Genomic DNA, 24,434 nt, shown 5'->3' on the forward strand with positions numbered 1-24,434 from the left:
AATACAATATCTATTTTTAGTTAATTTATAAAGTAAAAAAAAGCTAAAACAACTTCTTCAGCTTTTTTATTTTTCTACCCTATTTTTTCCTCTTGCTTTAGCTTTATACAGAAGCTTGTCTACCTTTCTTATAATTTCATCTTGACTTTCATCAGCTACTTCTACAACTCCTAAACTTATAGTAGTTTTAATATTTTCATTATCGTATCTTATAGTTTCAACTTCTTCCCTGATCCTTTCAGCTATATCAAAAGATTTTTCTATATTTGTTTCAGGGAGGATAATAATAAATTCTTCCCCACCATATCTTCCAAATAAATCTACTTCTCTTAGATTACTTTTAATAAATTCACTTATTTTTTTTAATACTTCATCCCCTGTCTGGTGACCGTACTTATCATTTATTCTTTTAAAGTCATCCACATCCAGCATAACCACAGATGGTTTTTCATGAACTCTTATTGCTTTTTCTATTTCTGACCCAAGTTTTTCTAAGATATACTTCCTGTTATAAATTTTAGTCAATCCGTCTGTGATTGCTATTTTTTTAAATTTCTCATTACTTAGATGCAGCTCCTTAGTTCGTTCTTTCACTTTTTTTTCCAGCGACAAACTATAGTCTTCTAATTTTTTTCGGCTTATCTTTAATTTCTCATCCCTTATATTAATTTGCTCGATCATATGATTAAACTCGTTGATCAAGTAACTAAATTCTAACTTAGAGCTATTCTCAATTTTACTCTTATAATTTCCACGAGATACTTCTATTGCAGCATCTGATAATTTAATTAAAGGAATAAACATTTTTTTCGTTAACAATATTAATATTATTATGAGTAAGAGTACACCAACTATAATAATATCCCTAATAATATTGTGTCTATACTCGTACATGAGCTTATCTATTCCTTTTAGATCAACCTTTATGTAGAGTACACCAACTACTCCGGATTTTGTCACTCTGCTGTATTCCTTCCCTTTTATAGGTACAGCCACTTTAAATCGTCCCTCTTTAAAATTTATTTCCATACTTCGCAGTTTATTTTTTACTAATATTTCATTGACGATTTTTTCCCTTAACTTTTCTCCCACTTCCCCTTTATTGTTAGAAGATATGATATGATCTTCTGTATCATAGACACGTATTTTTTCTATAAAAGAATAAGAACCAATATTTTCTGTCAATCTCTGTAAAGAATTTATTTCTTTATTTTCCAAAAGACCTGATGCTGCCCAGTCTAATCCTGAAATAACAGAAAAAACCTGTTCTTTATACTGAAGTTTCAAATAACTATACAAAAGTTTATCTATGAAAAAAAATGACAAAAGCATAGTTGTAACTATTACAACTATCAATCCCATTGAAATCTTTAGATATAAGGTATAAAAAGATCTTCTTAATCCCTTCCTCATCCTACTCCTCTCCTATATCAATAATAATCTCATCAGTATATATCCTCTCTATCTCTACTCTGTCAGAGATCAAACCATTTTCAAATAAAAAATCATCCATCTCCATCAATTTTTCTTTAAATTTTTCTGAATTGAATATCTTTTTATTTTCTTCTAAACTAAACATTTTAAAACTTTCATAGAATAGCTTAAATTCTTCTGGATTTATATTCTCCTTGGAGCTCATTATTTTATAGGCTTCTTCTGGATTTTCCTTTACAAATTTTTGAGCCTTATACCAGGCACGGATAATATTCGAGTAATCTCCCTTTCTTTTCTCTAAAACCTCATTTCTGGCAAGTAAAACATCCACTACATAATTAGGCATATCCTCAGTGGTGATTGCAACTCTACCACTACCTTCTGTCGCAGCCTGGCTCATAAAAGGTTCATATGTAAAACAGGCCTCTACTTCCCCGAGGATAAATTTTTCCATACTTTCTTTAGAAGTAGCGGGAATTATTGTCACGTCTTCCTCTTTGAGTCCTATTTTTTCCAATACTTTATGAAGTAAAAAATGTTCGTCTGTCCCAAGTTCTACTGCTATTTTTTTACCTTTAAGATCTTTTAGATCCTCAATAAACTCTTTAACTACTAACCCATCTCCTCCCTCTATCATATCGGCAGTGAGGATTATCTTTCCACCTTCTCCTTTTTTATCATAATAAAGAGTATTAAAATATGAGGAACTCACTATATCTGTTTTCCCTAAATAAAAAGCTGTTAAACTGTCTGCCCAGGTAGAAAATCTAATAATTTCTACTTTGGTCTCTTCAAAATAACCCTGTTCTTCAGCTATATACCACAATTCACAAGGCGGCCAATCATTGATCCCTATTTTTATAGGCTCCTCATATTTTCTGCAGGAAATCAAACTTAAAAATAAAACACCTAATATCAAATATAATTTTTTATTTCCCATTCTAGTCCCCCCATATTTTTTGATATCATATAATTCATTAAATATTTTTTTGTTTTTTATATCACATATTATGTTATACAAAAAATGCCCTAAGATCCTTCTACTTTTATAAAATCGCGATTCTCCATCCAATAAATAGTTATTGCCTAAAAAAGAGAAAATAAAAGTAATCAAAAGTATTTAATATTATGATATAATTGTCTCGAGGTGAACCTTATGAAACAAAATTTAATTTTAATAGGATTTATGGGAAGTGGAAAATCTACAGTGGGCAGAGAACTGGCTAAAGTTTTAGAGATGGACTTTGTAGATACAGACCACTATATAGAACACAAAGAAAACATGAAAGTAAAAGAGATATTTGCTCTTAAAGGGGAAAAATATTTCAGAGAAATTGAAGCAAAATATGTTAAAGAAATCTCAAAAATGAATAACACCGTTATCTCTACAGGGGGCGGCGTGGTAGCATCTGATACCAATATAATGCTTTTAAAAGAAAGCGGCTTTGTAATCTATTTAGACTGCACCATTGAGTGTATCTATAAGAGGGTTTCCAGGAGAAATACCCGGCCTCTCCTAAATGATGTAGAGGACCTGCATTCTCGTATTGTTGAACTTTTAGATGAAAGAATCCATAATTATAAAAAATATATGGACGATGAAGTATATATCGATTCTAGAACTAACATCTGGGATACTGTGGATAAGATAAAAAAAATGTATATTAAATTTGACTAATAAAGGCAACGTGACGTTGCATCCAATTAGTCTCAATGAAAGTTTTTATAACCTTTAATTTATTGTTAAATTTTATAATTTTTTAGAGAATAAAAATACTAGGGGGGCATAATTTATGAACAGAAAATTTTTAATGGATCTTTTGGATACCTCTTCGCCATCTGGAATGGAAAAAGAAATACAACTTCTTTGGCTGGACTATATAAAAGAGTTTTCCCACAAAACAGAGAGTGATAATGTCGGCAATGCATATGCAATTTTAAACCCAGAAGCAGATTTTAAAGTTATGATCGCAGCCCATGGAGATGAGATCGGATTTATGGTAAAAAGAATCGATTCTAATGGTTTTATCTTTTTGGAAAAATTAGGGGGCATAAGCCCAAAAGTAGCTGTTGGAATGAAAATAAAAATCTTGGGTAAAGAAGAGGTTGTCGGAGTAGTAGGAGCCAATGCTGAACACCATGGAGGAGTAAAAGAAAATCTCAGTATGGATGATATATATGTGGACTGCGGCTTTAAAAATAAAGAATCAGCAATAAAATTTTTAAATATTGGAGATATGGCAGTTTATAAAAGAGAAACTGAACTTTTGCAGGAAAATAGAATCGCCGGTAAGGCCTTAGACAATAAAACTGGAAGTTTCATCATAGCTGAAGTTATGAGAAAGCTGGCTAAGGAAGATCTGAGTATAGGAGTTTATGCTGTTAATACAAGCACTGAGGAAACTAATCAAGGGGGAGCTTATTTTGCCGGTTCAAAAATTAATCCGGATATGGCTGTAATTTGTGACGTTACCTTTGCTACTGACTATCCCGGGGTAGATACCAATGCCAATGGAGAGTTTTCATTAGAGGGCGGACCTGTTTTGGCCAAGGGAGCACCTATAAACCTTAAGATCAATAGAGAATTGGAAAAATCAGCTGAAGAATTAGATATAAATTTACAATATGAGCTGACTCCTAGAAGAACTGGTACAGATGCTGACACTATAAAGTATACTGGTAAAGGGGTTCCTGTAGCTTTGATTTCTCTGCCGATCAGGTATATGCACTCCCCGGTAGAGACAGCTAGTTTTTATGATATTGAAGATGAAATAAATTTACTTACTCACTTTATTTTGAATTTGGATCCTAAAATTAATTTAAATCCAATTGAGGGATAAGAAAAAAGACTATAGGATTTTAAAAAAAATATTGATTTTTTTTAAATCCTATAGTATACTTATTAAAGTAAATTGAACAGAGGAATAAATATTTCTGTTTTAAAAAAAATTATTATAGGCGATAAATCAAAACATCCGTTTTTTTTTTCGTCTTTTTTTTATGTGTTAAATCTATTATTTTAGGAGGAGTTATATGAAACAAACTAAGTATATTTTTGTTACCGGTGGTGTAGTATCATCTTTAGGAAAGGGAATCGTAGCGGCGTCTTTAGGTAGACTTTTAGAGGAAAGAGGTCATTCTGTTACTATTCAAAAATTTGATCCGTATATCAATATAGATCCAGGAACAATGAACCCATATGAGCATGGAGAGGTATTTGTAACTGACGATGGAGCAGAAACAGACTTAGATCTAGGTCACTATGAAAGATTTATCGACCAAAACTTAACTAAGTACAGTAGTGTAACTACTGGTAGAATCTATCAAAGTGTTATCAACAAAGAGAGAAAGGGAGAATACTTAGGTAAAACTGTACAAGTTATTCCCCATATCACAAATGAGATTAAATCAAGAATCGAAATTGTAGGTAAAGAAGTAAACTCTGATTTCGTAATTACTGAAATTGGTGGAACTGTAGGAGATATCGAGTCTACACCATTTTTAGAAGCTATCAGACAATTTAGATATGATGTAGGAAGAGAAAACGTATTATATGTTCACTGTGCATTAGTTCCTTATTTAAATGCAGCTGGAGAATTAAAATCAAAACCTGCACAACATTCAGTAAAACAACTTATGACTTTAGGAATAAGACCAAATGTATTAGTATGTAGAACTGAGCATACTCTTCCTGAATCATTAAAAGAAAAGTTATCACTATTCTGCGACTTAGATACTGATGCTGTGATCGAGTGTATAGATGCTCCTACTATCTATGAAGTGCCTATGAACTTAGAAGAAAATGGTTTAGCAGATGTAGTTTGCAAACAATTAGGAGTATCTAATGAAAAACCTGCTCTTACAGAATGGAGAGCTATGGTAGATAAGATCAAAAACCCTTCTAAAAAAGTTAAAATAGCTGTAGTTGGAAAATATGTAGAGTTAAAAGATGCATATATTTCTATAGATGAATCAATAAAACATGCAGGATACCATCAAGATATCAAAGCTGAAGTAACTTATCTTCAAGCTGAGAATTTAGACTTAAAAGATCTAAAGGGATTTGACGGGATATTAGTTCCTGGAGGATTTGGAGATCGTGGAGTAGAAGGTAAAATAGCAGCAGTAAAATATGCTAGAGAGAATAAGATACCATTCTTAGGAATATGTCTTGGAATGCAGTCAGCAGTTATTGAATATGCTAGATCTATCATGGGGTGGAAGGATGCTCATTCAGCTGAATTTAATTCTGGTACTGCTCATCCAGTAATAGACATAATGCCAGATCAAAAAGGTGTAGAGATGGGTGGAACTATGAGATTAGGATTATACCCTTGTAAATTAAAGGAAGGAACTTTAGCTCGTGAATTATACGGGGAAGAGTTAATCTATGAGAGACATAGACATAGATTTGAATTCAACAATGAATTCAAAGAAGAGATGGAAAAAGCTGGACTTATCATCTCAGGTGCCTCTCCAGATGGAAGATTAGCTGAAATTGTAGAAGTTAAGAACCATCCTTACTTTATTGCAGGACAATTCCATCCAGAATTTAAAACAAGACCTAACAGACCACATCCATTATTTAGTGGTTTAATCACTGCAGCATTTAATAGAACAGAAAAATAAAAATCATTTGGCTGGGATTTCTCAGCCAAATTTTTGTCTAATAGGAGGAATGAATTATGAAAAACAGAATGATGGCCTTAGGGTTATATATAAATGAAAGATTAGGTAAAAATATAAATTTCAAACAAATAAAGGGAGATCCTATCTACAGAGGTGTTTTATTTACCTGCATGAAGGAAGATTATCTGGTTAGTGATAAAAAATCAGAAGTAATCAACACCATAGTTACTATGAGTAGAAAAAAAGCAGAGGATTACCCTCAAAAAATGGTAAAGAGATATACTCACACAAAATTTAAGAAAATCAGAGAAAGAAAACCTGTAGAATTTAAAGTTAAAGGAAAGAGTTATTTTATAATCCATCTATAAAAATTTAGGGGGACATTTAGTCCCCCTTTTTTTATCCAAAAATTACATCGATAAGTATTCTAGATATTATACAAATTTATACTATACCTCTTCGGATGCAATGCCACCTCGCTTTTTTTTATTGCTTCCAATATTGATAGAGCTCCTTAACTCCCTTTGTGAAGTAGGGTAAAGCCAGATTTATCTCCTCCTTAGACCAATCCCACCATTTCATCTCCAGCAGCATCTCAATCTCCTCTTCTGAAAACCTTTTCCTTATAACCTTAGCCGGGTTCCCGCCGACTATAGTATAAGGCGGTACATCCTTTGTCACCACACTTCTTGCTGCAACTACAGACCCATGACCTATCTTAACTCCCGGCATAACCATAGCTTCCATTCCTAGCCAGACATCATTCCCAGTGATAGTATCTCCACGACTTTCATAGGATTCTTCTATGATGGAAGGAAATGGATAAACTGAAACAAAATTTAAGTTATGTGTGGAATTACCTCCCATCATAAAGACCACTCCACTGGCTATGGAATTGTATTTTCCTATCTTTAATTTGTCAGGGGTCCACCTGATAGCTGACAACGCTTTATCCTCAGGCGTTCCATAAAGGTATCTGACATTATGATCCTCAAAATTACCCTCCTGATAATATCCGGAATAATAACTTCCTATCCCTGCCTCAATATTTTCATTTGTTATCTCGTCCTTTATAAGTTTTGTGTAAAACCAATGATTTTTTTTCATGATTTCCTCCTTTAATATTTTATATTTATATGATAAGCTTTAACCTAAGGGTAAAGTTCAAGGGGGAAATATGAAAAATTTTTTTACTATAGGCGAATTAGCCAAAATATTAGATATTACAACTAAAACACTGAGACATTATGAGGAATTAGGTCTATTGATTCCAGCTTTTAAAAATCCCATTACAGGATACCGATATTATTTAAAAGAGCATATAAAGGAAGCATATATTATTTTTTCACTAAAAAAAATGGGGATTTCTTTAAAAAAAATAAAAGAAATTAAAAATGGAGGAGAACTCCTAAATGAACTAACTATTATTTCTGAAAAAATAGAAGGCGAAATAAAAAAATTAAAAAAGTTGAAGATTGGCGTGGATAACCACATACTAAAGCTTAAATCTACTCCAGAGATCAATGAAACTTTTGAGATAAAGATAATTAAATTATCTGATACAAAATTTGAAAAAATTGAATTTGAATCAATAAATACAGTAGAAACCCCTGCACTATACCAAATGGGTATGACCTTAAGAAAAAAAACTGATGAGATAGAAGGAAAAATCTATGGGTTATTAGATGTAGACGAATTATTGAAAGGAAAGTACAGCTGCAATGGTTTAATTCATGAACTTTCTAAGGGGAAAAATGCAGAAAATGAATATTTAATGTTCGGGGGATTCTATATATCCCTGATATACAAAGGTAATCCCAAAATATATAATGGACCTGCCATGAAAAAAATAAAAGAATATTTGGAAGAAAATCAATTGAAATCAGCTGGTAAAGCTTATGGAAGAGGCATCTTGGGAGCTCATACATCAAGTTCGGTCGATGACTATTTAAGTGAAATATTGTTTAAGATAGAGGAGGAAATATGAAAAAAACCAATGCTATGAGAATCCTGGATAAAAATAAAATCCCATATTTAATCAACGAATATGAGTACGATGAGTCTGACCTCAGTGCTGTGGCTATGGCAAATAAAACTAAGGTTGATATCGATAAAATCTTTAAAACTTTAGTTCTTTTAGGAGACAAAACTGGTTATTTAGTAGCATGTATCTCAGGAGAGACAGAATTAGATTTAAAAAAATTAGCTAAGATCAGCAAAAATAAGAAGGTTGAGATGATTCATATGAAAGATCTCCTAAAGATAACAGGATATATGAGAGGTGGCTGCTCTCCCTTGGGAATGAAAAAGTCTTTTCCTACTTATATTGGAAATTCCTGCCTGAATTTTGAAACTATTGTTATCAGTGGTGGAAAAAGAGGGATGCAGATTGAAGTTGATCCAAATAAACTAATCAAAGTTTTAAATATCCATGTAGATGATATCTCTATAAGCCTATAGGATCAAAATTTTAAGATTAAGAAAAATTTTCTTAAAAGTAAATAGAGCTTTATTTTATTTAAGCTCTATTTATTTCATCATATTTCATAAATCTCTCACACTGTTTTTTTCTGTCATAACCTAGCATTATTCCTAATATAAAATCTTCCTCTGCTGTATAATCTACCAAATAATCTTTCCCAATTTTTTTTATAACTTCTACACACTCTTTTGCTCCAAAAAAAATATTAAGTTTTCCATTTTTTGTTTCATAGATCTTATAATTTATCTTCCTATTTCCTAGTTTCATTTCAATCATCTCAAGGTTATCTTTAGATGTTGTATGTAAAACTAAATTTCTTAATCCTTTTTCATATTCATATATATGGTGAACAAATACCTTCATCTTTTCCTCCTAATTATTTAAATATTCACATACTTCGCTGATACTTTCTTTTAATTTATTTATACTGCTCGAATGAACCCTTATTAATTTTATATCATTTTTTTTACAGACCTTGTTACATGAGGTCGAAAGTTTATGACTTACTGTATTGGTAAACATTATACAGGCTTCACAATTTTTTATCTTTTTTTCAAAATTCGGACAATTTTTATTATATATTTTACACTTAAGGTTATTTTTCTTCATCAATCCCTTGTACTCAAATTCTATTCCTTTTACTCCTCCAATTATTGCTATCATTAGCTCCTCCTTATATTTCAAACTTCAATTAATTTTGATTGTCAAACTATATGTTATTCATTATATATGATAAATAAAACATTTGCAAATTTATTTAATAAAAAATATGTAAAATCAACTAAAAAAAGGAGTTTTCTATTCAGAAAACTCCTCGATAATATTATTTTTACATAAATGAACTATAAAAAACGAATAAAAAATGTGCAGAAGATCCAGCTACCAATCCGGCTATAGTGTGGCTGAATATGGCCTTACCAGTAAGATTTCTAAATTTTAAACTGTCCATCATAGCTACATGGGTACTCAAATAACCACTCCAACACATCCCCATTGCTGTAAATACTGCTATTTCATTTCCGCCAATCAATTTATCTCTCAAAAGCTGTGGTACCAAACTTATAGCTGCTCCTACTGCTCCTAAAGATGTAATAGGGAAAGCCAGCGCTTCTGAATGCTGAAATCCAAATATCGGTGTAAATATAAATGATAATTTATCTCCTATAAAAGGCAATAATTTTATTCCTTCATAGGCTGCACCAGTGTACCCATCTGGACTCGGTCCATTTGTCAGCATCATTACCATAGTACAGATAATAAGAACTCCAGGGATTATTTCCAGCCCCATCTTAACTCCTGTTTTCCCGCCTTCTAAGGCAGCTTCTAATCCTCTTCCAGTAACACTTCCTTCCCTTACTTCACGGTAATTCAGTATATCTGCATTAGAGTCAAATTTATTATTTCCATCAATATATTCCTCTGTACCATATAGTTTTTTCGTAAACATCAACATAAGGTTTACACTGACTATACTTCCTAGAAAAGCTCCGACATTACCAAGTATTACTGGAACTATCAAACTTTCCCCTGCCACAGTACTCTGGGCTACCATGAAAGCTGAAACTACTAATCCCATCCCAAAAGATGTTCCTAAATTAGTCAGAGCCGGTAATTGGAATTTTTTAAAATATTTTCTAAACCCCTTATCTTCGGCCAAAGTTATAACTGCTGGGTTATCAGATAGATAAGTAGTTATAACCCCTAATACTGCCGCTCCTGGCAGATTATAAAGTGGTTTCATCAGTGGTGATAAAACTCGATTAACTATAGATATTACTCCAAATTCCGACAACACCCCGGCTAAAGCTCCCGCTAAAACAGCTATCCCCATTATGAAAAACACCGTATTTAAGAGTAAATCATGAGCGGTTTTCATTATTGTGTTAATCATGTTTATTCCACCCATTGTATTAGCTGTGTAAAATACACCTCCAATAATAAATAAAATTGCAAGTATCCCTTCCAAACTAATGGATTTTTTGTACTTTTTGTTCATTTGTTCCTCCCTTTTTTTACAAAAAAAAATCTCCCTCCCAAATAAGATACACCATTGTGAACTTATTAGCAAGAAGATCTTATATTTTTACTACAATTTCGAGTATTCTACAGCTAATTTTGCAGCTAATTTTGCATTATTGTAAACTAACTCAATGTTTGATTCCAGTGAATCTCCACCAGTTAATTCTTTCACCTTAGCTAGTAAAAATGGTGTACTTTCCTTACCTTTTATTCCTAATTTTTCAGCCTCTTCTACAGCTTTGTTAATAGCATCAGTAATCACATCAAAATCCATCTCATATTTTTCAGGAATTGGATTAGCTATTACAAACCCTCCATTTAGATGCAGATCCCATTTAGCCTTTAAAGCAAGTGCTAATTCACTAGGATTTTGAATATTATAATCTACCTTAAATCCACTTTTTCTAGTATAAAAAGCTGGTAGTTCATCTGTTTGGTATCCTATCACAGGAACTCCCTTTGTCTCTAAATATTCCAAAGTTAAGTTTATATCTAATATTGATTTTGCTCCTGCACAAACTACAGCCACATCTGTTCTTCCTAATTCTTCTAAATCAGCAGATATATCAAAACTTGTCTCTGCTCCCCTGTGCACCCCTCCAATACCACCAGTTGCGAACACTTTGATTCCTGCTATGTTAGCTATTATCATTGTCGAAGCTACAGTAGTTGCACCATCTAATTGCTTTGCAATAATAAATGGAATATCTCTTCTACTGGTTTTAATAACTTTCTCTCCAGCTTTTCCAAGATAGTCTATCTCTTCCTTAGTCAATCCTACTTTTAATCTACCGTTTAAGATTGCAATGGTTGCTGGAACAGCTCCGCCCTCTCTGATTATATCTTCAACTTTAAGTGCAGTCTCTACATTCATAGGATAAGGCATTCCATGGGAAATAATTGTAGATTCCAATGCTACTACAGGTTTACCACTATCTAATGCTTCCATAACTTCAGTGCTGATGTCTACATACTTTTCATAAATTAACATAATATACTCCTTTTATTATAAAATTATTTTATTATTTTCAAAATTTAATTTTTCTATTGTTTTCTTTACCAGACTAGATGTCATATTTGGATTTATTGTCTCTTCAGAAGATATAGCCAAGATCGATGCTCCAATAGCAAACCTTATCTCTTCCTCTATATCTTTATTATTAAACAACCCGTAAGTTAATCCTGCTACAAAAGCATCTCCTGCTCCTGTGGCTCCTACCATCTCCATTGTAGGAGGAACTATGATCCCCTCTATATTTGGGGTTTTATAGTATACACCATCTGCTCCCAGGGTAATAAAGACATTCTTTACCCCTTTGTCTACAAAATATTGGCCTGCTTTTTTAAGATCTGCTTCATTCTTTATAGGTATTCCAGACAGAACTTCAGCTTCCATCTTATTGGGTTTTATAGTATGAAAATGACCCACCAAGTCCTTTATTTTTTTTGCTTTACTTGCAGATACCGTATCTAAAATAAATGGTACATCATAGGTAGTTACCAGATACTCCAAAATTTCCGGAAGATTCGCATCTATAATACAGAATTTTGAATTTTTAATGATATAGTCATTCTTTTTTATATAGTCTATATCCATATTTTTTAAGATATCCATATAAGATATAGCTACATTCATATCTCTTTTCTCATCCAATACACAGAGGTAGGTGGAAGTGCTTTCTCCCTTTACCACCAAGGTGTTTTCCATATGAAGATCTATTGATTTAGCATGAGTAAGAATTCTTTTTCCATTCTCATCATCTCCTACAACACTTAAAAACTTGGTTTTTACCCCTAACCTTGTAAGATTTTCTGCAATATTTCTTCCTACACCACCTAAAGATGTTTTTACACTTCCTGGATTGGAATCACCTAAAATAAGTGAATCTTTGGGATATCCCTGGATATCAATATTTGATCCCCCAACCACACAAATATAAGATTCCTCCTTAGATAAAACATATCCCTTCCCCATAATCACACCTTTTTTCATAAGGTTACTTATATGAACGGCTACAGAAGACCTTGTAATTTCAAGGATATTTGCTATCTCCTCTTGGGAGATCATGGGGTTGCTTTCAATTAGTTTTAAAACTTCCCTTTCCCTATTAGTCATGACCACTCCTTAATTAATGTTTATTTCTTAACATTAGTTTAATACACTTATATATTTTTGTCAACTATATTTTATCTGATATATCCTGTGACATCTTAGATACTGCATCTGCCAATGCCATCTCTGTCAGTTCTTTTTTAGATTTTAGTTTTCTTACATAGGCTCCCCTTCCCTGACCCTTTGGAAGATTCCCCGAAAAAGTAGACCATCTATAGCTGTCCTCTCCTACCCCGTCAAAAGTTCCCGATCCTATGATTTCTCCACTGGGAATATCTTTCATGATATACGTAAAACTTACTTTTACATCTGCTGACTTATAAAAATCATGTTTAAAATATGTCTTCTTAATATTTTTTACTACAGGTCCATTTTTAGTATTAGCCACATATTGTTCCGACCAGGTTAGAGGTGTTACAGATCTTTTTATAGATTCAGGAGTTGAGGTTATATAATTTAAGTTTATTTTTACCCCTGTATTTATAAGGTGATCAGCTTTATCATTTTCCCATGCATTTATAAACCTTTTCTCATCTAGAGAGACTATCCTTATAAGATCTCTCTTTTTACCTTTAGCAATATTCCCCTTTACCTGACTCTCTAAATTATTCCTATAGAGACTAGGAGTATTTTTAGAAAATTCAATCATGGCTTTAACTAAAGCTTCTTTATAAGCTTTTTCACGACGATCTACAATATCTTTATACTTCGGGGATAACTCTACACCTCTTTCATAGAGAAAATACTTTTCTCTTTTTTCTCCCCTGTTTAACTTTCTCTCTTCCAACTCATTTCCTGCACTATAGTATACTTCACCCATTGTGCTCTTTAATTTATATAGTTCCTCAATTGTTGGTATCTCCAGACTCAGCCCTAATTTTTGATGAACAAGGTCATCTGCATAATAGTAATTATTTTTTAATTTTAACAGATCTTCATAGGCATAAGCTTCTAATTTATAGTCCGATACTTTTTGATACTCACCTATCTTTTCAACTGCCTGATCCAGTGCTCGCGGATAGACATTTCTATAATTTACCATCCCGTCAAGATAATTAGGGTTTATCTTTATAGCATCATTTAATAAATAAGACGCTTTTATATAGTTTCCCCTATCTATCTCAGAAACCGCTTTATTATTTATCCTCTCCTCCACATTACTACATCCCATAAGGATCAACCCTAACAACAATATAAATACCAACTTATTCTTTTTCATTACTACCTCCTAATTGCTCTTTTTTATAGTATACCAAAACATTCCCTTTATTCATAAAAAAAGCAATGTGACACTGCACCTAAATAAAAAAATGACCCCTATTTAATATAGAAATCACCTTTTTTATCGACTCTTTTCTCCTAATATATATATATTATACCTTTAATAACCTAACCAATTCCCATTTCCATGCCCGTAAAAATATACCAGGATAAATATCCCTGATATTGCCATAAGGTAGATAAAGTCAATAAATTTTAAAGGTATACTTTTATAGTGTGTTCTTTTATTAAACCTGTCAAAACCTCTCCCTTCCATGGCAATTGCAACTCTTTCCGCTCTCCTGATATTTGTAGCAAGGAGAGGTATAGGGAGAGTAATCTTCTCTTTAAAAGTTTTTTTTCTTCCTCCAAGCCTAATATCCCTTGCATTTTTTATCATATTCATATCATTTTCCATCATTGGAAAGAACCTGAAAGCTACCATAACACCATAAGCTAACCCTGGATTCAGCCTTAAATTCTGCATAAGGCTCATCAACATCCTATTTGGGTCTATATTAAATAAAAAACTCATTGCTAATGTTCCAATTATAGCTACTCTTAAAAAGAGTTTTAGACCTAAGATAAAATTTCCATATGAGAAACTATCATTAAAATTCCCACTTCCCCATAATAAATTAGTTATAAATATTCCAACTCCAAATAACAATAACGGAGATATTTTTAATAAACTTTTTTTGGTGAGGTTCTTTTCAATCAAAGCTATTATAAACGTAAACCCTAAGATAAGAAAAAGCCCCCCTACTGTAAACACTAAAAAAGATAAGATTACCCCCAATAGGTTACATCCTAATTTTATTATTGGATTTATCTCTCTAAACATCTTTTCACTTCCCTATTATTCCAAAGTTTTGTGTTTTTTCCTATAATTTTTGCTTTTTCTAAAAATTCTCTATTTTCAAACAACTCTTTTATTGGTCCAAAATATGAATTTTCTCCCTCTTTTAAAATCAATGCTTTCGTTGCATATTCCTTTACTATCTCCATATTATGGGTAATTATAATTATTCCCATACCTTTTTTAGCTAGCCCTTTTATTTGTGTCATCAATTCTCTAGTATTAAAATAATCCAATCCAAAAGTTGGTTCATCTAAGATTAATACATTATGCTTTTTTGATAACATTATTGCCACTGAAAGTCTTCTTTTCTGGCCACCAGAGAGGGTAAAAGGATTTTCATTTTTTACCCCTTCTAAATTATACTTATCTAAAATAGTATCTACACAGATCTCTTCTCCGTGAATCTCCTTAAAGAGTTCTACCTCATCCCTTACAGAATCTTTTATAAATTGGTGTTCAGGATTTTGAAAAACATAAGTTAGTTCACTATATAGTTTCTCTTTTGATATTTTTTTAATATTTTTACCCCTGTAAGATACTTCACCATTAAATTTCGTCTCCATTCCACCTAAAATTTTAGATAGAGTAGTTTTCCCGGCCCCATTTTTCCCTAGTAGTGCTATAATTTCACCTGAATTCACATCAAAGGAAATATTGTTTAATATGTTTTTTTCTGCATATTTAAAATTCAAATTCTTTATCTCTAAAAGTTTCTCGCTTTTATTAGAAAACATACTCTCATTATAGACACTTTTATCCTCTTCTACCTTCTTGGACAAACCAAGCTCTATCAAGACCTCTCTATTTTTTTCTAAAAAATTCTCTCCACTGCTGTCGACTCTTATAGTTCCATTTTTATCTATAATAATCGCCCTTGTTATTGTATCTAACCATTCCTCAAAATTATGCTCTACAAGAAGGTATCCAATATCAAGAGATGTGATCAATTGATTTATCTCACACCTTCCTAAGGTATCTAAATTTGCTGTAGGTTCATCTAACAATAGCATCTTACTTTCAACTGCCAATGAAGACCCTATGGCAACTTTTTGCTGCTCTCCTCCTGAGAGATTTGATAACATCTCTCTTTTTTTATGACCTATCTTTACCTGTTTTAACACTTCTTCTATCTTTACCCCTATCTCCTGTGAAGGAGTACAAAAATTTTCCAGTGAAAAAGCTATCTCATCTTCCGGATACATTGTACAAAATTGATTTTCTGGATCCTGAAAAACTATTCCAAAATTATGAGCTATCTCTATAGGGGACATCTCCTCTATATTTATGCCATCAATAGTAATCTCACCCTTTGTTTCCCCTAGATTATTTCTTTGAATAATCCCAAGAAAACAAAGCAGAAGGCTGCTCTTGCCATATCCACTAGGTGATAGAAGAAGTATCTTTTCATCAGTATTAAAACTTAAATTGATATTTGAAAGTGTTTCCTTCTTGTGCCCGTAATATTTCAAACTAAAATTTATTAATTCTATCCTAGCCATTAAACCTTATCCTCCTTTCTCTTCCCAATGAAAACGTATTTAGACTACCTGTTGATGCCAGGGTATCAGCGACCATCTTACCGCCATATCCTCCTATCAAACCACCAGAAATTACTCTGATTATTAACATCATCGCAACCATCTTTATCGGTAAGTGAGAAAAACCATACATAACATATGAATATGAAAATGTCCCTAAACTTGGGAATATCCCAGCTAAAACCAAAACAAATGTATTGTATTTCTTATAGCCTGTTATTGTAAACACTAATTCACTGGAGGCCCCTTGGATTGCCGCTCCTATTAACATTGTTACTCCCACTGGTGTTCCCAGCAACACTTCTGACATTGCTGCCATCATCTCACCAAGAAATGCGCACCCTGGTTTTCTAATTATATACATACTGGTTACTGCTGACATGAACCATATACCATATATTATATCTGTTCCAATAGGCCCAAATATTGCGTTAAATATTCCCCAAGCTCCTACACCACCAATATAAATAACTGCATATGCCATTGATAGCACCGCCATGACTACTATCTCTCTCATATTTAGCTTATTCTTTATTATTTTACTCCCCTCCCAATCTTTTAGTAATAAATTCTTTAACTTTATCTACCCTATTTTATCTTTTTATCTCCTCTCATCCCCATATCCCAAAAAGCTACCTCTAATCTGGTTACTTCCCTAAATATAACTTTTAATTTTTCTAATTTTTTCTTACTGATATTCTTACCATAGTTATTTAATTTTTCTACAAATTCAACTGTAGAAGACTGATAACCTTCTCCTCCATACATATGGATCCATTCTTTATATGGATTGCCTTCTAACACTGTTTTTTCATCTGCCAGTAACCTTTGTCCTATCTCTCCATAACCAATGTAACAAGAAGCTATGGCAATCATTAGATCTAAGTAGTCACCACTCACTCCAATATCTTTCATATATCTCGTATAAGCGATACACTCTATAGACTCCTCAGAACTTTCCAATTCGTGTTTCTCTATCCCCCACTCTTTATATTGATTATGTAGTTCTAGTTCTCCCTCTGTTATCCATAGTGTACCCTCTAGAGCAAACTGTATCTCTTCTAAGGTTTCCCCTTTAAACGCCATCAATGCAAAACATCTTACATAGTGCAGTAAATATAAATAATCTTGTTTTAAATAGTATCTAAACTTTTCTATATCTAATGTTCCATCTTGAAGCTGATCTATAAATTCCGGATGGGTATACTCATGCCATACATCCTTACACGCCTCTTTTAATTCTTCTAGTAATGTTTTTTCTTGCTCTATGTTAGATACTGACATTAGTTTTTCCCTCCTGAGTTAAATTTATACATATGATCAATAGGACCTTTCCCCTTCCCAAGATCTATCTTACTTGAAATTGCACTGTATACATAGTTTTTTGCTCTCTTTACTGATTCTTCTACACTGTCTCCTAGAGCTAAGTTAGCAGCAATAGCACTAGAAAGTGTACATCCTGTACCATGAGTATTTTTATTATCTATAAAATCATTTTCAAAAATCTCATATTTCCCATCTTTATAAAGGATATCAATTGCTTTTTTACTGGTTTCAAGATGTCCACCTTTAATTAGGATATAGCCTTTATAATAACTAGATATCTCCTGACATGCTTTTTTCATCTCATCTTCATTAGCTATCTCAAACCCGCATAATATCTCTGCTTCCGGAAGATTTGGAGTAATAATTGAAGCAAGTGGCAATAATTCGTCTATAAGGGTTTCCCTAGCTTCTTTTTCTAAGAGTGTATGACCACTTGTTGACACCATTACAGTATCTAAAACTATATTTTGAGCATTGTAGTTCCTCAATTTTTTTGATATTACTTTTATTATCTCTGTATTGGATACCATCCCTATTTTTACTGCCATAGGACATATATCTTCAAATACTGCATCTATTTGATCTTCTATTATTTCTTTATCTATATTTTGAATAGATCTTACCCCAGTTGTATTTTGTGCTGTAATTGCTGTAATCACACTCATTCCAAAGGTATTATGCATTGTAAAAGTTTTTAAATCTGCTTGTATTCCAGCTCCTCCACTAGAATCACTTCCTGCTATAGTTAATACTGTATTCATCTCTTTCCCTCCACCTTTAAAAAAAATTTTTTCGCTAAATTAAAGAGTGTCTTCGACTCTTTGTATGTGTCTTCTACCCCGTATATAGCTGATACAATTGCTACCCCTGCTATTCCTGTACCTTCTAATTTTAATATATTTGATTTATTTATCCCTCCTATAGCCACCATAGGAATTTTAGAACCTAAAGATAATGCCTTTAAATCAGAATATGAAACATTGTCTGCATCAAGTTTTGTTGTAGTTGAAAACACCGCTCCTACCCCATAATAATCAATATCACTGTCTATACTCTCATCTAGATGTTTCCTTGTTTGAATCGATAAACCTATGATTTTATCTTCACCCAAAATCTTTCTAGCCTCTATCGGTGAAATATCTCCCTGACCTATATGCACTCCCTCGCAATCTATCTCTTTGCAGACTTCTATATTGTCGTTGATAATTAATTTTATTCCCCTTCTATCTGTTATTTTTTTTACTTTTTTTCCCAGCTCAATAAAACTGTCAGTATCCATCTTTTTTTCCCTCAGTTGAATTATTGTTACTCCAGAATCTATAGATTGTTCAATCTTTTGCAAGTATTCTTCCCAAGATAGTTCTCCTTTAGAAATAACACCATAGAGAAGAAGATCTCTTTCTTTTATTCTAGTTATGTTCATAATTCAACACTTCCATAAATTCTTCAAATTTTATAGAACCAACCTTATCCAATATATTATTTTTTAATCTACTCAATTCTCTTTTTTCTAAAGAGTTTGCAGCTATTTCTCCACAAACACCCATCATTCCAACTCCATAGGCTGTTCCCATAAATATATTTTCTTTATTTCCTCCAAGGCTCACTCCTAATAATGCACCGATCATACAACCTGTTCCTGTAATATCAGACATTATATGATTTCCATTGGATAAATAAACAACTCTTTCACCATCTGTTACCACATCAACTTTTGATGTTACAGCAACAACACAATTATGTACTTTTGATACTTTTTTAGCTATTTCAAAGATATCTTTCTTAGTTAACTCTTTATCGGCAGTGCTCACATCCACTCCATTGATATCATTGTTTCCCTTTAGCAATCCCTTAATCTCACTGATGTTTCCTTTGATTACCGATACCTTAACCTTGGATAATATCTCATCTACCCCATCAGTTCTTAACTTAGTAAATCCATAACCCACAGGATCTAAAATTACTGGTATTTCTTTAATATTAGCCATTTCTCCAGCTCTTATCATTGATTCTATAGTCCTTTCATTTATCGTTCCTATATTTATTACTAGAGAGCTGCATACTGATACAACCTCTTCTACCTCTAAAATACTGTCTGCCATGATGGGACTTCCACCAAAAGCTAATTGAATATTAGCACAATCATTTACCGTTACATAGTTTGTAATATTATGTACTAGGGGTCTGTTCTTCTCTATATTTTTCTTTACTTTTTTCAGTTCATTTTTTATCTGTATAATTCCTTCCATTTTTCCTCCAAATCTCTTTATAAAACTAAAAGCAACATGATGTTGCATCCAAACAGGCATAATCTAGATCTTTATAATTTTTTATTTACTCCATAAACCTTATCGCAAAATTCTATGTTTACAAAGTGAACTACTAGCATTTTGGTGGTACCCTTACAGGTATAATCTCCCAAACTACAAAAAAAAGATGCCTTAAACAAAGGCATCTTTAAACAATAAAATATTATTTTATCACTTCCTACGCTAGAATTACCTAGATCAGGTTAAAGGTCGAGACTATCTTGTCTCCTCTCAGCCATTACAGCTCCCTTGCTTTTCTATAATCTATCACAAATATATCTAAATGGCAAATAAATTTCATTTTTATCTTTTAAAAAGAATAGTTTCTTCCTTTTATAGTGTTCTGCGCTACTGCTAATTTGGCAATAGGAATTCTATATGGTGAACAACTTACATAAGCCAGACCAATTGAGTGGAAAAATTCAATACTCTTTGGATCTCCTCCGTGTTCTCCGCATACACCTATTTTAAGGCCTTTCTTTGCCCCTCTACCTAGGTTTGCTGCCATTTCCATTAATTTTCCTACACCTTTTATATCTATAGTTTCAAATGGATCTGCTTCTAAGATATTTTTTTCCCTGTAATCAGAGATAAACTTTCCTGCATCGTCTCTTGAATATCCAAAAGTTATTTGAGTCAGGTCATTAGTTCCAAAACTAAAGAAATCCGCTTTTTCTGCAATCTCACCAGCTGTAACACATGCTCTTGGAACTTCTATCATCGTTCCTATCTTATACTCTAACTCTATATCTGAATTTTCAATTACTTCATCTACTATTGCTACTAATCTTTCTCTTAAGTATCCAAGTTCTTCTACTTTTCCTACCAATGGAATCATTATCTCAGGTTTCACATCGATTCCAGATTTTTTAACTTCTATAGCAGCTTCAATGATTGCTCTAGACTGCATCTCATAGATCTCAGGATAAGTTATCCCTAATCTGCATCCACGATGACCCAGCATAGGATTTAATTCCTCTAACTTTAACATTCTATTCTCTATCTCTTCCATGGTAATTCCCATAGATTGAGTTAACTTTAATTTCTCTTCTTTCTCTCTTGGTAAGAACTCATGTAGTGGAGGATCGATTAGTCTTACTGTTACAGAATTCCCTTTCATTGCTTCAAATATTCCTTTAAAATCAAGTCTTTGAAGTGGTAAAATACTCTCTAAAGCTATCTTTCTTTCGTGACTATTTTCAGCTAAGATCATCTCTCTAACATGATTTATCTTTTTTTCCTCGAAAAACATATGTTCAGTTCTACAAAGACCTATTCCATTTGCTCCAAAGTCATAAGCAACTTTGGCATCTAAAGGTGTATCAGCATTTGCCAAAACCTTCATTGCTCCAATTTCACTAGACCAATCAAGTATCATCTTAAATTCATCTGTTAATCCAGAGTCACTTTTATTAAGCTCACCTAAGTATACATTTCCTGTACTTCCATTTAATGATATACATTCTCCCTCAGAGACCGTGATATTTCCTACTTTAAATTCTCTTTTTTCTTCATCTAAGTCAAGTGATCCGCATCCACAGATACAGCATCTACCCATTCCACGGGCAACTACTGCTGCATGGGAAGTCATCCCTCCACGAACAGTTAATATTCCATCTGCTATATTCATTCCTTCAATATCTTCTGGGGAAGTTTCTAACCTTACTAAGATTCCACCATTATTTTCCTTTATTTTTTCCGAACTAAAGTATACTTTTCCTGTTGCGGCACCTGGTGATGCAGCTAATCCAGTCACTAAAACTTCTGAATTTGATAACTCTTCTTCTGAAAATGTTGGATGCAGCAGCTGTGAGATCATCTCAGGTTCTATCATCATTATAGCTTTTTCCTTAGTTATTATACCTTCATTAACTAAATCTGTAGCTACTTTTATAGCCGCATTTGCAGTTCTTTTACCATTTCTTGTCTGAAGGATATATAATTTATGATTTTCAATAGTAAACTCTATATCCTGCATATCCTTATAGTGATCCTCTAAAAGAGCACATAGATTTATTAATTCTGTATAAGTTTCAGGCATTACACTTTCTAATTCTTCTATCTTTTTAGGGGTTCTTATCCCTGCTACTACATCTTCTCCCTGAGCATCGATTAAAAATTCACCAAACAATTTATTTTCACCACAAGATGGATTTCTAGTAAATACTACTCCTGTACCTGAAGTATCTCCCATATTACCAAATACCATAGATTGAACTGTAACTCCTGTTCCAATATCATGTGGGATATTATTTAAATTACGGTAGTAGATAGCTCTAGGATTGTTCCAAGAGCTAAATACTGCTTCGATTGCTGCTAACAGCTGGTCCATTGGATCTTCTGGAAACTTAAAGTTTACTTCTGATTTGAAGAGTTTTTTATATTCTTTAATATAAGTTTCTTTTTTAGTTCCATTCTTCTCAAGTTCTTTTTCAAGTAAATCATACTTGTACTTTTCAATTCCATATACTACCTCCGAAAACATTTGTATAAATCTTTTATAACTATTAAATGCAAACTCTTCATTTCCTGTTTGCGTTGCAAGTAACTTATATGTTTTGTCATTTAAACCTAAGTTTAAGATTGTATCCATCATTCCAGGCATAGATATGGCAGCACCAGATCTCACTGAAACAAAAAGTGGATTATCTCCTCCAAATTTTTTATCTGTCACGGCCTCTAAGTTCTTTAAGTTTTGCTCTATATCTTTCTTTAAGCCCTTCCATACCTTTTTTTGCTCTTCATAGTATTTCATACAAGCTTCTGTCGTTATAACAAATCCTTGTGGAATTGGTAATCCTAATTTAGTCATCTCAGAAAGGTTTGCACCTTTTCCTCCTAATAGTGACTTCATTTCCTTTCCACCATCGTTAAAGGAATAAATAAATTTTTTCATGAGTTAATCCTCCTTGAGTATTTATGCTTTTATTAATTTTAAGATGATCTCTGCCGTTTCTTCAATGGCTTTTTCCGATACATCTATTACTGGACACCGTAATTTTTTCATTATCCTATCTGAATAATCCAATTCTTCCAATATTCTTCCAAAGGATGCGTAGCTGGATGCCCTCTCCTCTGCTTTCATTGTTTTTAATCTTTCTTCTCTTATCTTGTTTAACTTATCTATAGATATGGTCAACCCAATTACCTGAGTTGCCTCAAAGATCTCTTTTGGAATAGGTACTTCCGGAACCAGTGGTATATTTATTATCTTTAATCCACTTTTATTGGCTAAATAGATTGACAACGGAGTTTTAGATGTCCTGGATAAACCTACAATCAGAAGATCCGCTTCTAATATTCCCCGGCTTATCTTTCCATCATCATACTTTACTGCAAATTCCATAGCCTCGATACGTTTAAAATACTTTTCATCCATCTTCTTAAATGAATTTGCTTTGGATTTTTTAAATAATTTTTTAAATCCATATTTTAAAATTTTAAAAGTATCAAAATGTGTTATATCTTTTTCTATACAAAATTTTTCCAGTTTCCGGAGTTGTTTTTTATCTTTTAAACTGTAAAAAACTAAATTTTGAGAATTTATAACTTCTAATTTTTCAAATTCTTTCTGGGTTATCTGGATCAGTTTAAAATCTTCCCGATTCAATTCATCTTTAATTACTTTTAAGATGACTTCTGAGTCCACTATAGCGTCATCTTTAATAAAATATATATCAATAATAGAAATCCCTCCTGCTACCTACATCAACTATAATAAAGTCTCAAACAAAACCTTACTTAGATCCGTTTTCGAAATCTTCCCTACAATTTTATATCCATTTAATTCTTTAGAATACTCAACTATCGGCAGGGAATCTACCTCTTTTTTTACAATTATTTCAGCAGCTTCAAACAATGTAGCATCTGTAGTACAAAAGTGTATATTCGGCATTCTGCTCATTATCAAGCTGATTGGCAGAGACGAAAGATCCATCCCTCCTATAGCTGCTTTAAGTAGATCTTTTCTAGAAACCACACCAGAAAGTAAATCTCCATTGGTTATATAGATTGTCCCTGAATCCCTTGTAAAAATTTCTACTATTCCATCATGGATAGAGTTTTTCTCCGAGAGGATCAAAGCTTCTCCTATAAATTCTGTTACATTTATATCTTTCAATGAAGAACTATCTATTTTTTTAGGTTTTTGAGGATTCAAACTGTATCCTACCTTAGTTTTAGATTTTATAATCTCTGATTTTATTAAAAAGGAAAAGTCCGTTCTCAGAGCTGATCTTGTTACTCCTAAGATCTTTGCTATTTTTTCTCCTGTAATTGAACCATTCATTCTAATAATTTCTATTATTCTATATTGTCTTTCAGATAAATTCATAAATTCTCCTTTTTTAGTGTTCACAAATACCTTGTAATTATTTTATCAACCTATCTTTGATCATATAATAATCTTTTACAGGGTAAAAGTCAACCTTTTTTATTAATTTTTGACCTTTTTTTGTTAATT

At 32.5% G+C, this 24,434-nt stretch carries 25 protein-coding genes and 1 riboswitch; of the genes, 6 read left to right on the forward strand and 19 right to left on the reverse strand.

The window, feature by feature from the left end:
• Nucleotides 1-66 precede the first annotated feature (66 nt).
• Both NRK67_04700 and NRK67_04705 read right to left on the reverse strand, forming a co-directional pair.
• A complete protein-coding gene (locus NRK67_04700) occupies nt 67-1,413 on the reverse strand; it encodes a GGDEF domain-containing protein (GenBank protein UUV17206.1) in 1,347 nt (448 codons plus the stop codon).
• A 1-nt stretch (nt 1,414) separates the two neighbouring features.
• On the reverse strand, nt 1,415-2,374 hold the full coding sequence (locus NRK67_04705; protein ID UUV17207.1) for an ABC transporter substrate-binding protein: 960 nt from the start codon (nt 2,372-2,374) through the stop codon (nt 1,415-1,417).
• Nucleotides 2,375-2,590: 216 nt separating this feature from the next.
• On the opposite strand from NRK67_04705, the gene NRK67_04710 reads away from it, so the two are divergent.
• The 4 genes from NRK67_04710 to NRK67_04725 all read left to right on the forward strand — a co-directional run bounded on the left by NRK67_04710 (nt 2,591) and on the right by NRK67_04725 (nt 6,431).
• Complete coding sequence (locus NRK67_04710; GenBank protein UUV17208.1) at nt 2,591-3,112, forward strand: shikimate kinase; 522 nt, start codon at nt 2,591-2,593, stop codon at nt 3,110-3,112.
• Nucleotides 3,113-3,227: 115 nt separating this feature from the next.
• Entirely contained in the window at nt 3,228-4,274 is a 1,047-nt protein-coding gene (locus NRK67_04715) for a M20/M25/M40 family metallo-hydrolase (GenBank protein ID UUV17209.1), read from the forward strand.
• A gap of 193 nt (nt 4,275-4,467) precedes the next feature.
• The gene (locus tag NRK67_04720; GenBank protein ID UUV17210.1) at nt 4,468-6,063 is read left to right on the forward strand and encodes a CTP synthase; all 1,596 of its coding nucleotides are present in this window, start codon (nt 4,468-4,470) and stop codon (nt 6,061-6,063) included.
• Nucleotides 6,064-6,119: 56 nt separating this feature from the next.
• The gene (locus NRK67_04725; protein ID UUV17211.1) at nt 6,120-6,431 is read left to right on the forward strand and encodes a hypothetical protein; all 312 of its coding nucleotides are present in this window, start codon (nt 6,120-6,122) and stop codon (nt 6,429-6,431) included.
• Nucleotides 6,432-6,549: 118 nt separating this feature from the next.
• Here the strand turns inward: NRK67_04725 and NRK67_04730 are convergent, their stop codons facing one another.
• The gene (locus NRK67_04730) at nt 6,550-7,170 is read right to left on the reverse strand and encodes a CatB-related O-acetyltransferase (protein ID UUV17212.1); all 621 of its coding nucleotides are present in this window, start codon (nt 7,168-7,170) and stop codon (nt 6,550-6,552) included.
• A 70-nt stretch (nt 7,171-7,240) separates the two neighbouring features.
• Here NRK67_04730 and NRK67_04735 point away from each other — a divergent pair, with 70 nt between their 5' ends.
• Nucleotides 7,241-8,050, forward strand: coding sequence for a MerR family transcriptional regulator (locus NRK67_04735; GenBank protein ID UUV17213.1), 810 nt, complete (start codon nt 7,241-7,243; stop codon nt 8,048-8,050).
• Nucleotides 8,047-8,523 (forward strand): Cys-tRNA(Pro) deacylase, encoded by a 477-nt coding sequence (gene ybaK / locus NRK67_04740; GenBank protein ID UUV17214.1) that lies wholly within the window; start codon nt 8,047-8,049, stop codon nt 8,521-8,523. The genes NRK67_04735 and ybaK overlap by 4 nt, the downstream gene beginning before the upstream one ends.
• Nucleotides 8,524-8,581: 58 nt before the next feature.
• On the opposite strand, the gene NRK67_04745 is transcribed toward ybaK, so the two are convergent.
• The 16 genes from NRK67_04745 to NRK67_04820 all read right to left on the reverse strand — a co-directional run bounded on the left by NRK67_04745 (nt 8,582) and on the right by NRK67_04820 (nt 24,305).
• Nucleotides 8,582-8,908, reverse strand: a complete 327-nt coding sequence (locus tag NRK67_04745; GenBank protein UUV17215.1) for a DUF2023 family protein — start codon at nt 8,906-8,908, stop codon at nt 8,582-8,584.
• Nucleotides 8,909-8,917: 9 nt separating this feature from the next.
• Nucleotides 8,918-9,208: a DUF2325 domain-containing protein gene (locus tag NRK67_04750; GenBank protein ID UUV17216.1), complete on the reverse strand. Its 291-nt coding sequence runs from the start codon at nt 9,206-9,208 to the stop codon at nt 8,918-8,920.
• A 166-nt stretch (nt 9,209-9,374) separates the two neighbouring features.
• The gene (locus tag NRK67_04755; protein ID UUV17217.1) at nt 9,375-10,541 is read right to left on the reverse strand and encodes a hypothetical protein; all 1,167 of its coding nucleotides are present in this window, start codon (nt 10,539-10,541) and stop codon (nt 9,375-9,377) included.
• Between the two features lie 90 nt (nt 10,542-10,631).
• A complete protein-coding gene (locus tag NRK67_04760) occupies nt 10,632-11,549 on the reverse strand; it encodes a pseudouridine-5'-phosphate glycosidase (protein UUV17766.1) in 918 nt (305 codons plus the stop codon).
• A gap of 21 nt (nt 11,550-11,570) precedes the next feature.
• Nucleotides 11,571-12,680, reverse strand: a complete 1,110-nt coding sequence (locus NRK67_04765; protein ID UUV17218.1) for a PfkB family carbohydrate kinase — start codon at nt 12,678-12,680, stop codon at nt 11,571-11,573.
• 64 nt (nt 12,681-12,744) lie between these two features.
• Nucleotides 12,745-13,896 carry a hypothetical protein gene (locus NRK67_04770; GenBank protein UUV17219.1) on the reverse strand — a complete coding sequence of 384 codons (1,152 nt, stop codon included), beginning with the start codon at nt 13,894-13,896 and terminating at the stop codon, nt 12,745-12,747.
• Nucleotides 13,897-14,058: 162 nt separating this feature from the next.
• Nucleotides 14,059-14,781, reverse strand: a complete 723-nt coding sequence (locus tag NRK67_04775; GenBank protein UUV17220.1) for an energy-coupling factor transporter transmembrane protein EcfT — start codon at nt 14,779-14,781, stop codon at nt 14,059-14,061.
• Nucleotides 14,766-16,298 (reverse strand): energy-coupling factor ABC transporter ATP-binding protein, encoded by a 1,533-nt coding sequence (locus tag NRK67_04780; protein ID UUV17221.1) that lies wholly within the window; start codon nt 16,296-16,298, stop codon nt 14,766-14,768. The genes NRK67_04775 and NRK67_04780 overlap by 16 nt, the downstream gene beginning before the upstream one ends.
• Nucleotides 16,291-16,854, reverse strand: a complete 564-nt coding sequence (locus NRK67_04785; GenBank protein ID UUV17222.1) for an ECF transporter S component — start codon at nt 16,852-16,854, stop codon at nt 16,291-16,293. The genes NRK67_04780 and NRK67_04785 overlap by 8 nt, the downstream gene beginning before the upstream one ends.
• 71 nt (nt 16,855-16,925) lie before the next feature.
• Nucleotides 16,926-17,621: a thiaminase II gene (gene tenA, locus NRK67_04790; protein UUV17223.1), complete on the reverse strand. Its 696-nt coding sequence runs from the start codon at nt 17,619-17,621 to the stop codon at nt 16,926-16,928.
• The gene (gene thiD, locus NRK67_04795; protein ID UUV17224.1) at nt 17,621-18,424 is read right to left on the reverse strand and encodes a bifunctional hydroxymethylpyrimidine kinase/phosphomethylpyrimidine kinase; all 804 of its coding nucleotides are present in this window, start codon (nt 18,422-18,424) and stop codon (nt 17,621-17,623) included. Before thiD ends, tenA begins: the two co-directional genes overlap by 1 nt.
• On the reverse strand, nt 18,421-19,086 hold the full coding sequence (gene thiE / locus NRK67_04800) for a thiamine phosphate synthase (GenBank protein ID UUV17225.1): 666 nt from the start codon (nt 19,084-19,086) through the stop codon (nt 18,421-18,423). The genes thiD and thiE overlap by 4 nt, the downstream gene beginning before the upstream one ends.
• Nucleotides 19,073-19,912 carry a hydroxyethylthiazole kinase gene (gene thiM, locus NRK67_04805; protein UUV17226.1) on the reverse strand — a complete coding sequence of 280 codons (840 nt, stop codon included), beginning with the start codon at nt 19,910-19,912 and terminating at the stop codon, nt 19,073-19,075. Before thiM ends, thiE begins: the two co-directional genes overlap by 14 nt.
• Before the next feature lie 218 nt (nt 19,913-20,130).
• Nucleotides 20,131-20,233: riboswitch (TPP riboswitch) on the reverse strand.
• Nucleotides 20,234-20,282: 49 nt separating this feature from the next.
• Nucleotides 20,283-22,868: a pyruvate, phosphate dikinase gene (gene ppdK / locus NRK67_04810; GenBank protein UUV17227.1), complete on the reverse strand. Its 2,586-nt coding sequence runs from the start codon at nt 22,866-22,868 to the stop codon at nt 20,283-20,285.
• A gap of 21 nt (nt 22,869-22,889) precedes the next feature.
• A complete protein-coding gene (locus tag NRK67_04815) occupies nt 22,890-23,621 on the reverse strand; it encodes a kinase/pyrophosphorylase (GenBank protein UUV17228.1) in 732 nt (243 codons plus the stop codon).
• Between the two features lie 63 nt (nt 23,622-23,684).
• The gene (locus tag NRK67_04820) at nt 23,685-24,305 is read right to left on the reverse strand and encodes a CBS domain-containing protein (protein UUV17229.1); all 621 of its coding nucleotides are present in this window, start codon (nt 24,303-24,305) and stop codon (nt 23,685-23,687) included.
• Nucleotides 24,306-24,434: the final 129 nt, after the last annotated feature.

It is taken from the genome of Fusobacteria bacterium ZRK30 (assembly GCA_024628785.1).
Classification (GTDB): domain Bacteria; phylum Fusobacteriota; class Fusobacteriia; order Fusobacteriales; family Fusobacteriaceae; genus Psychrilyobacter.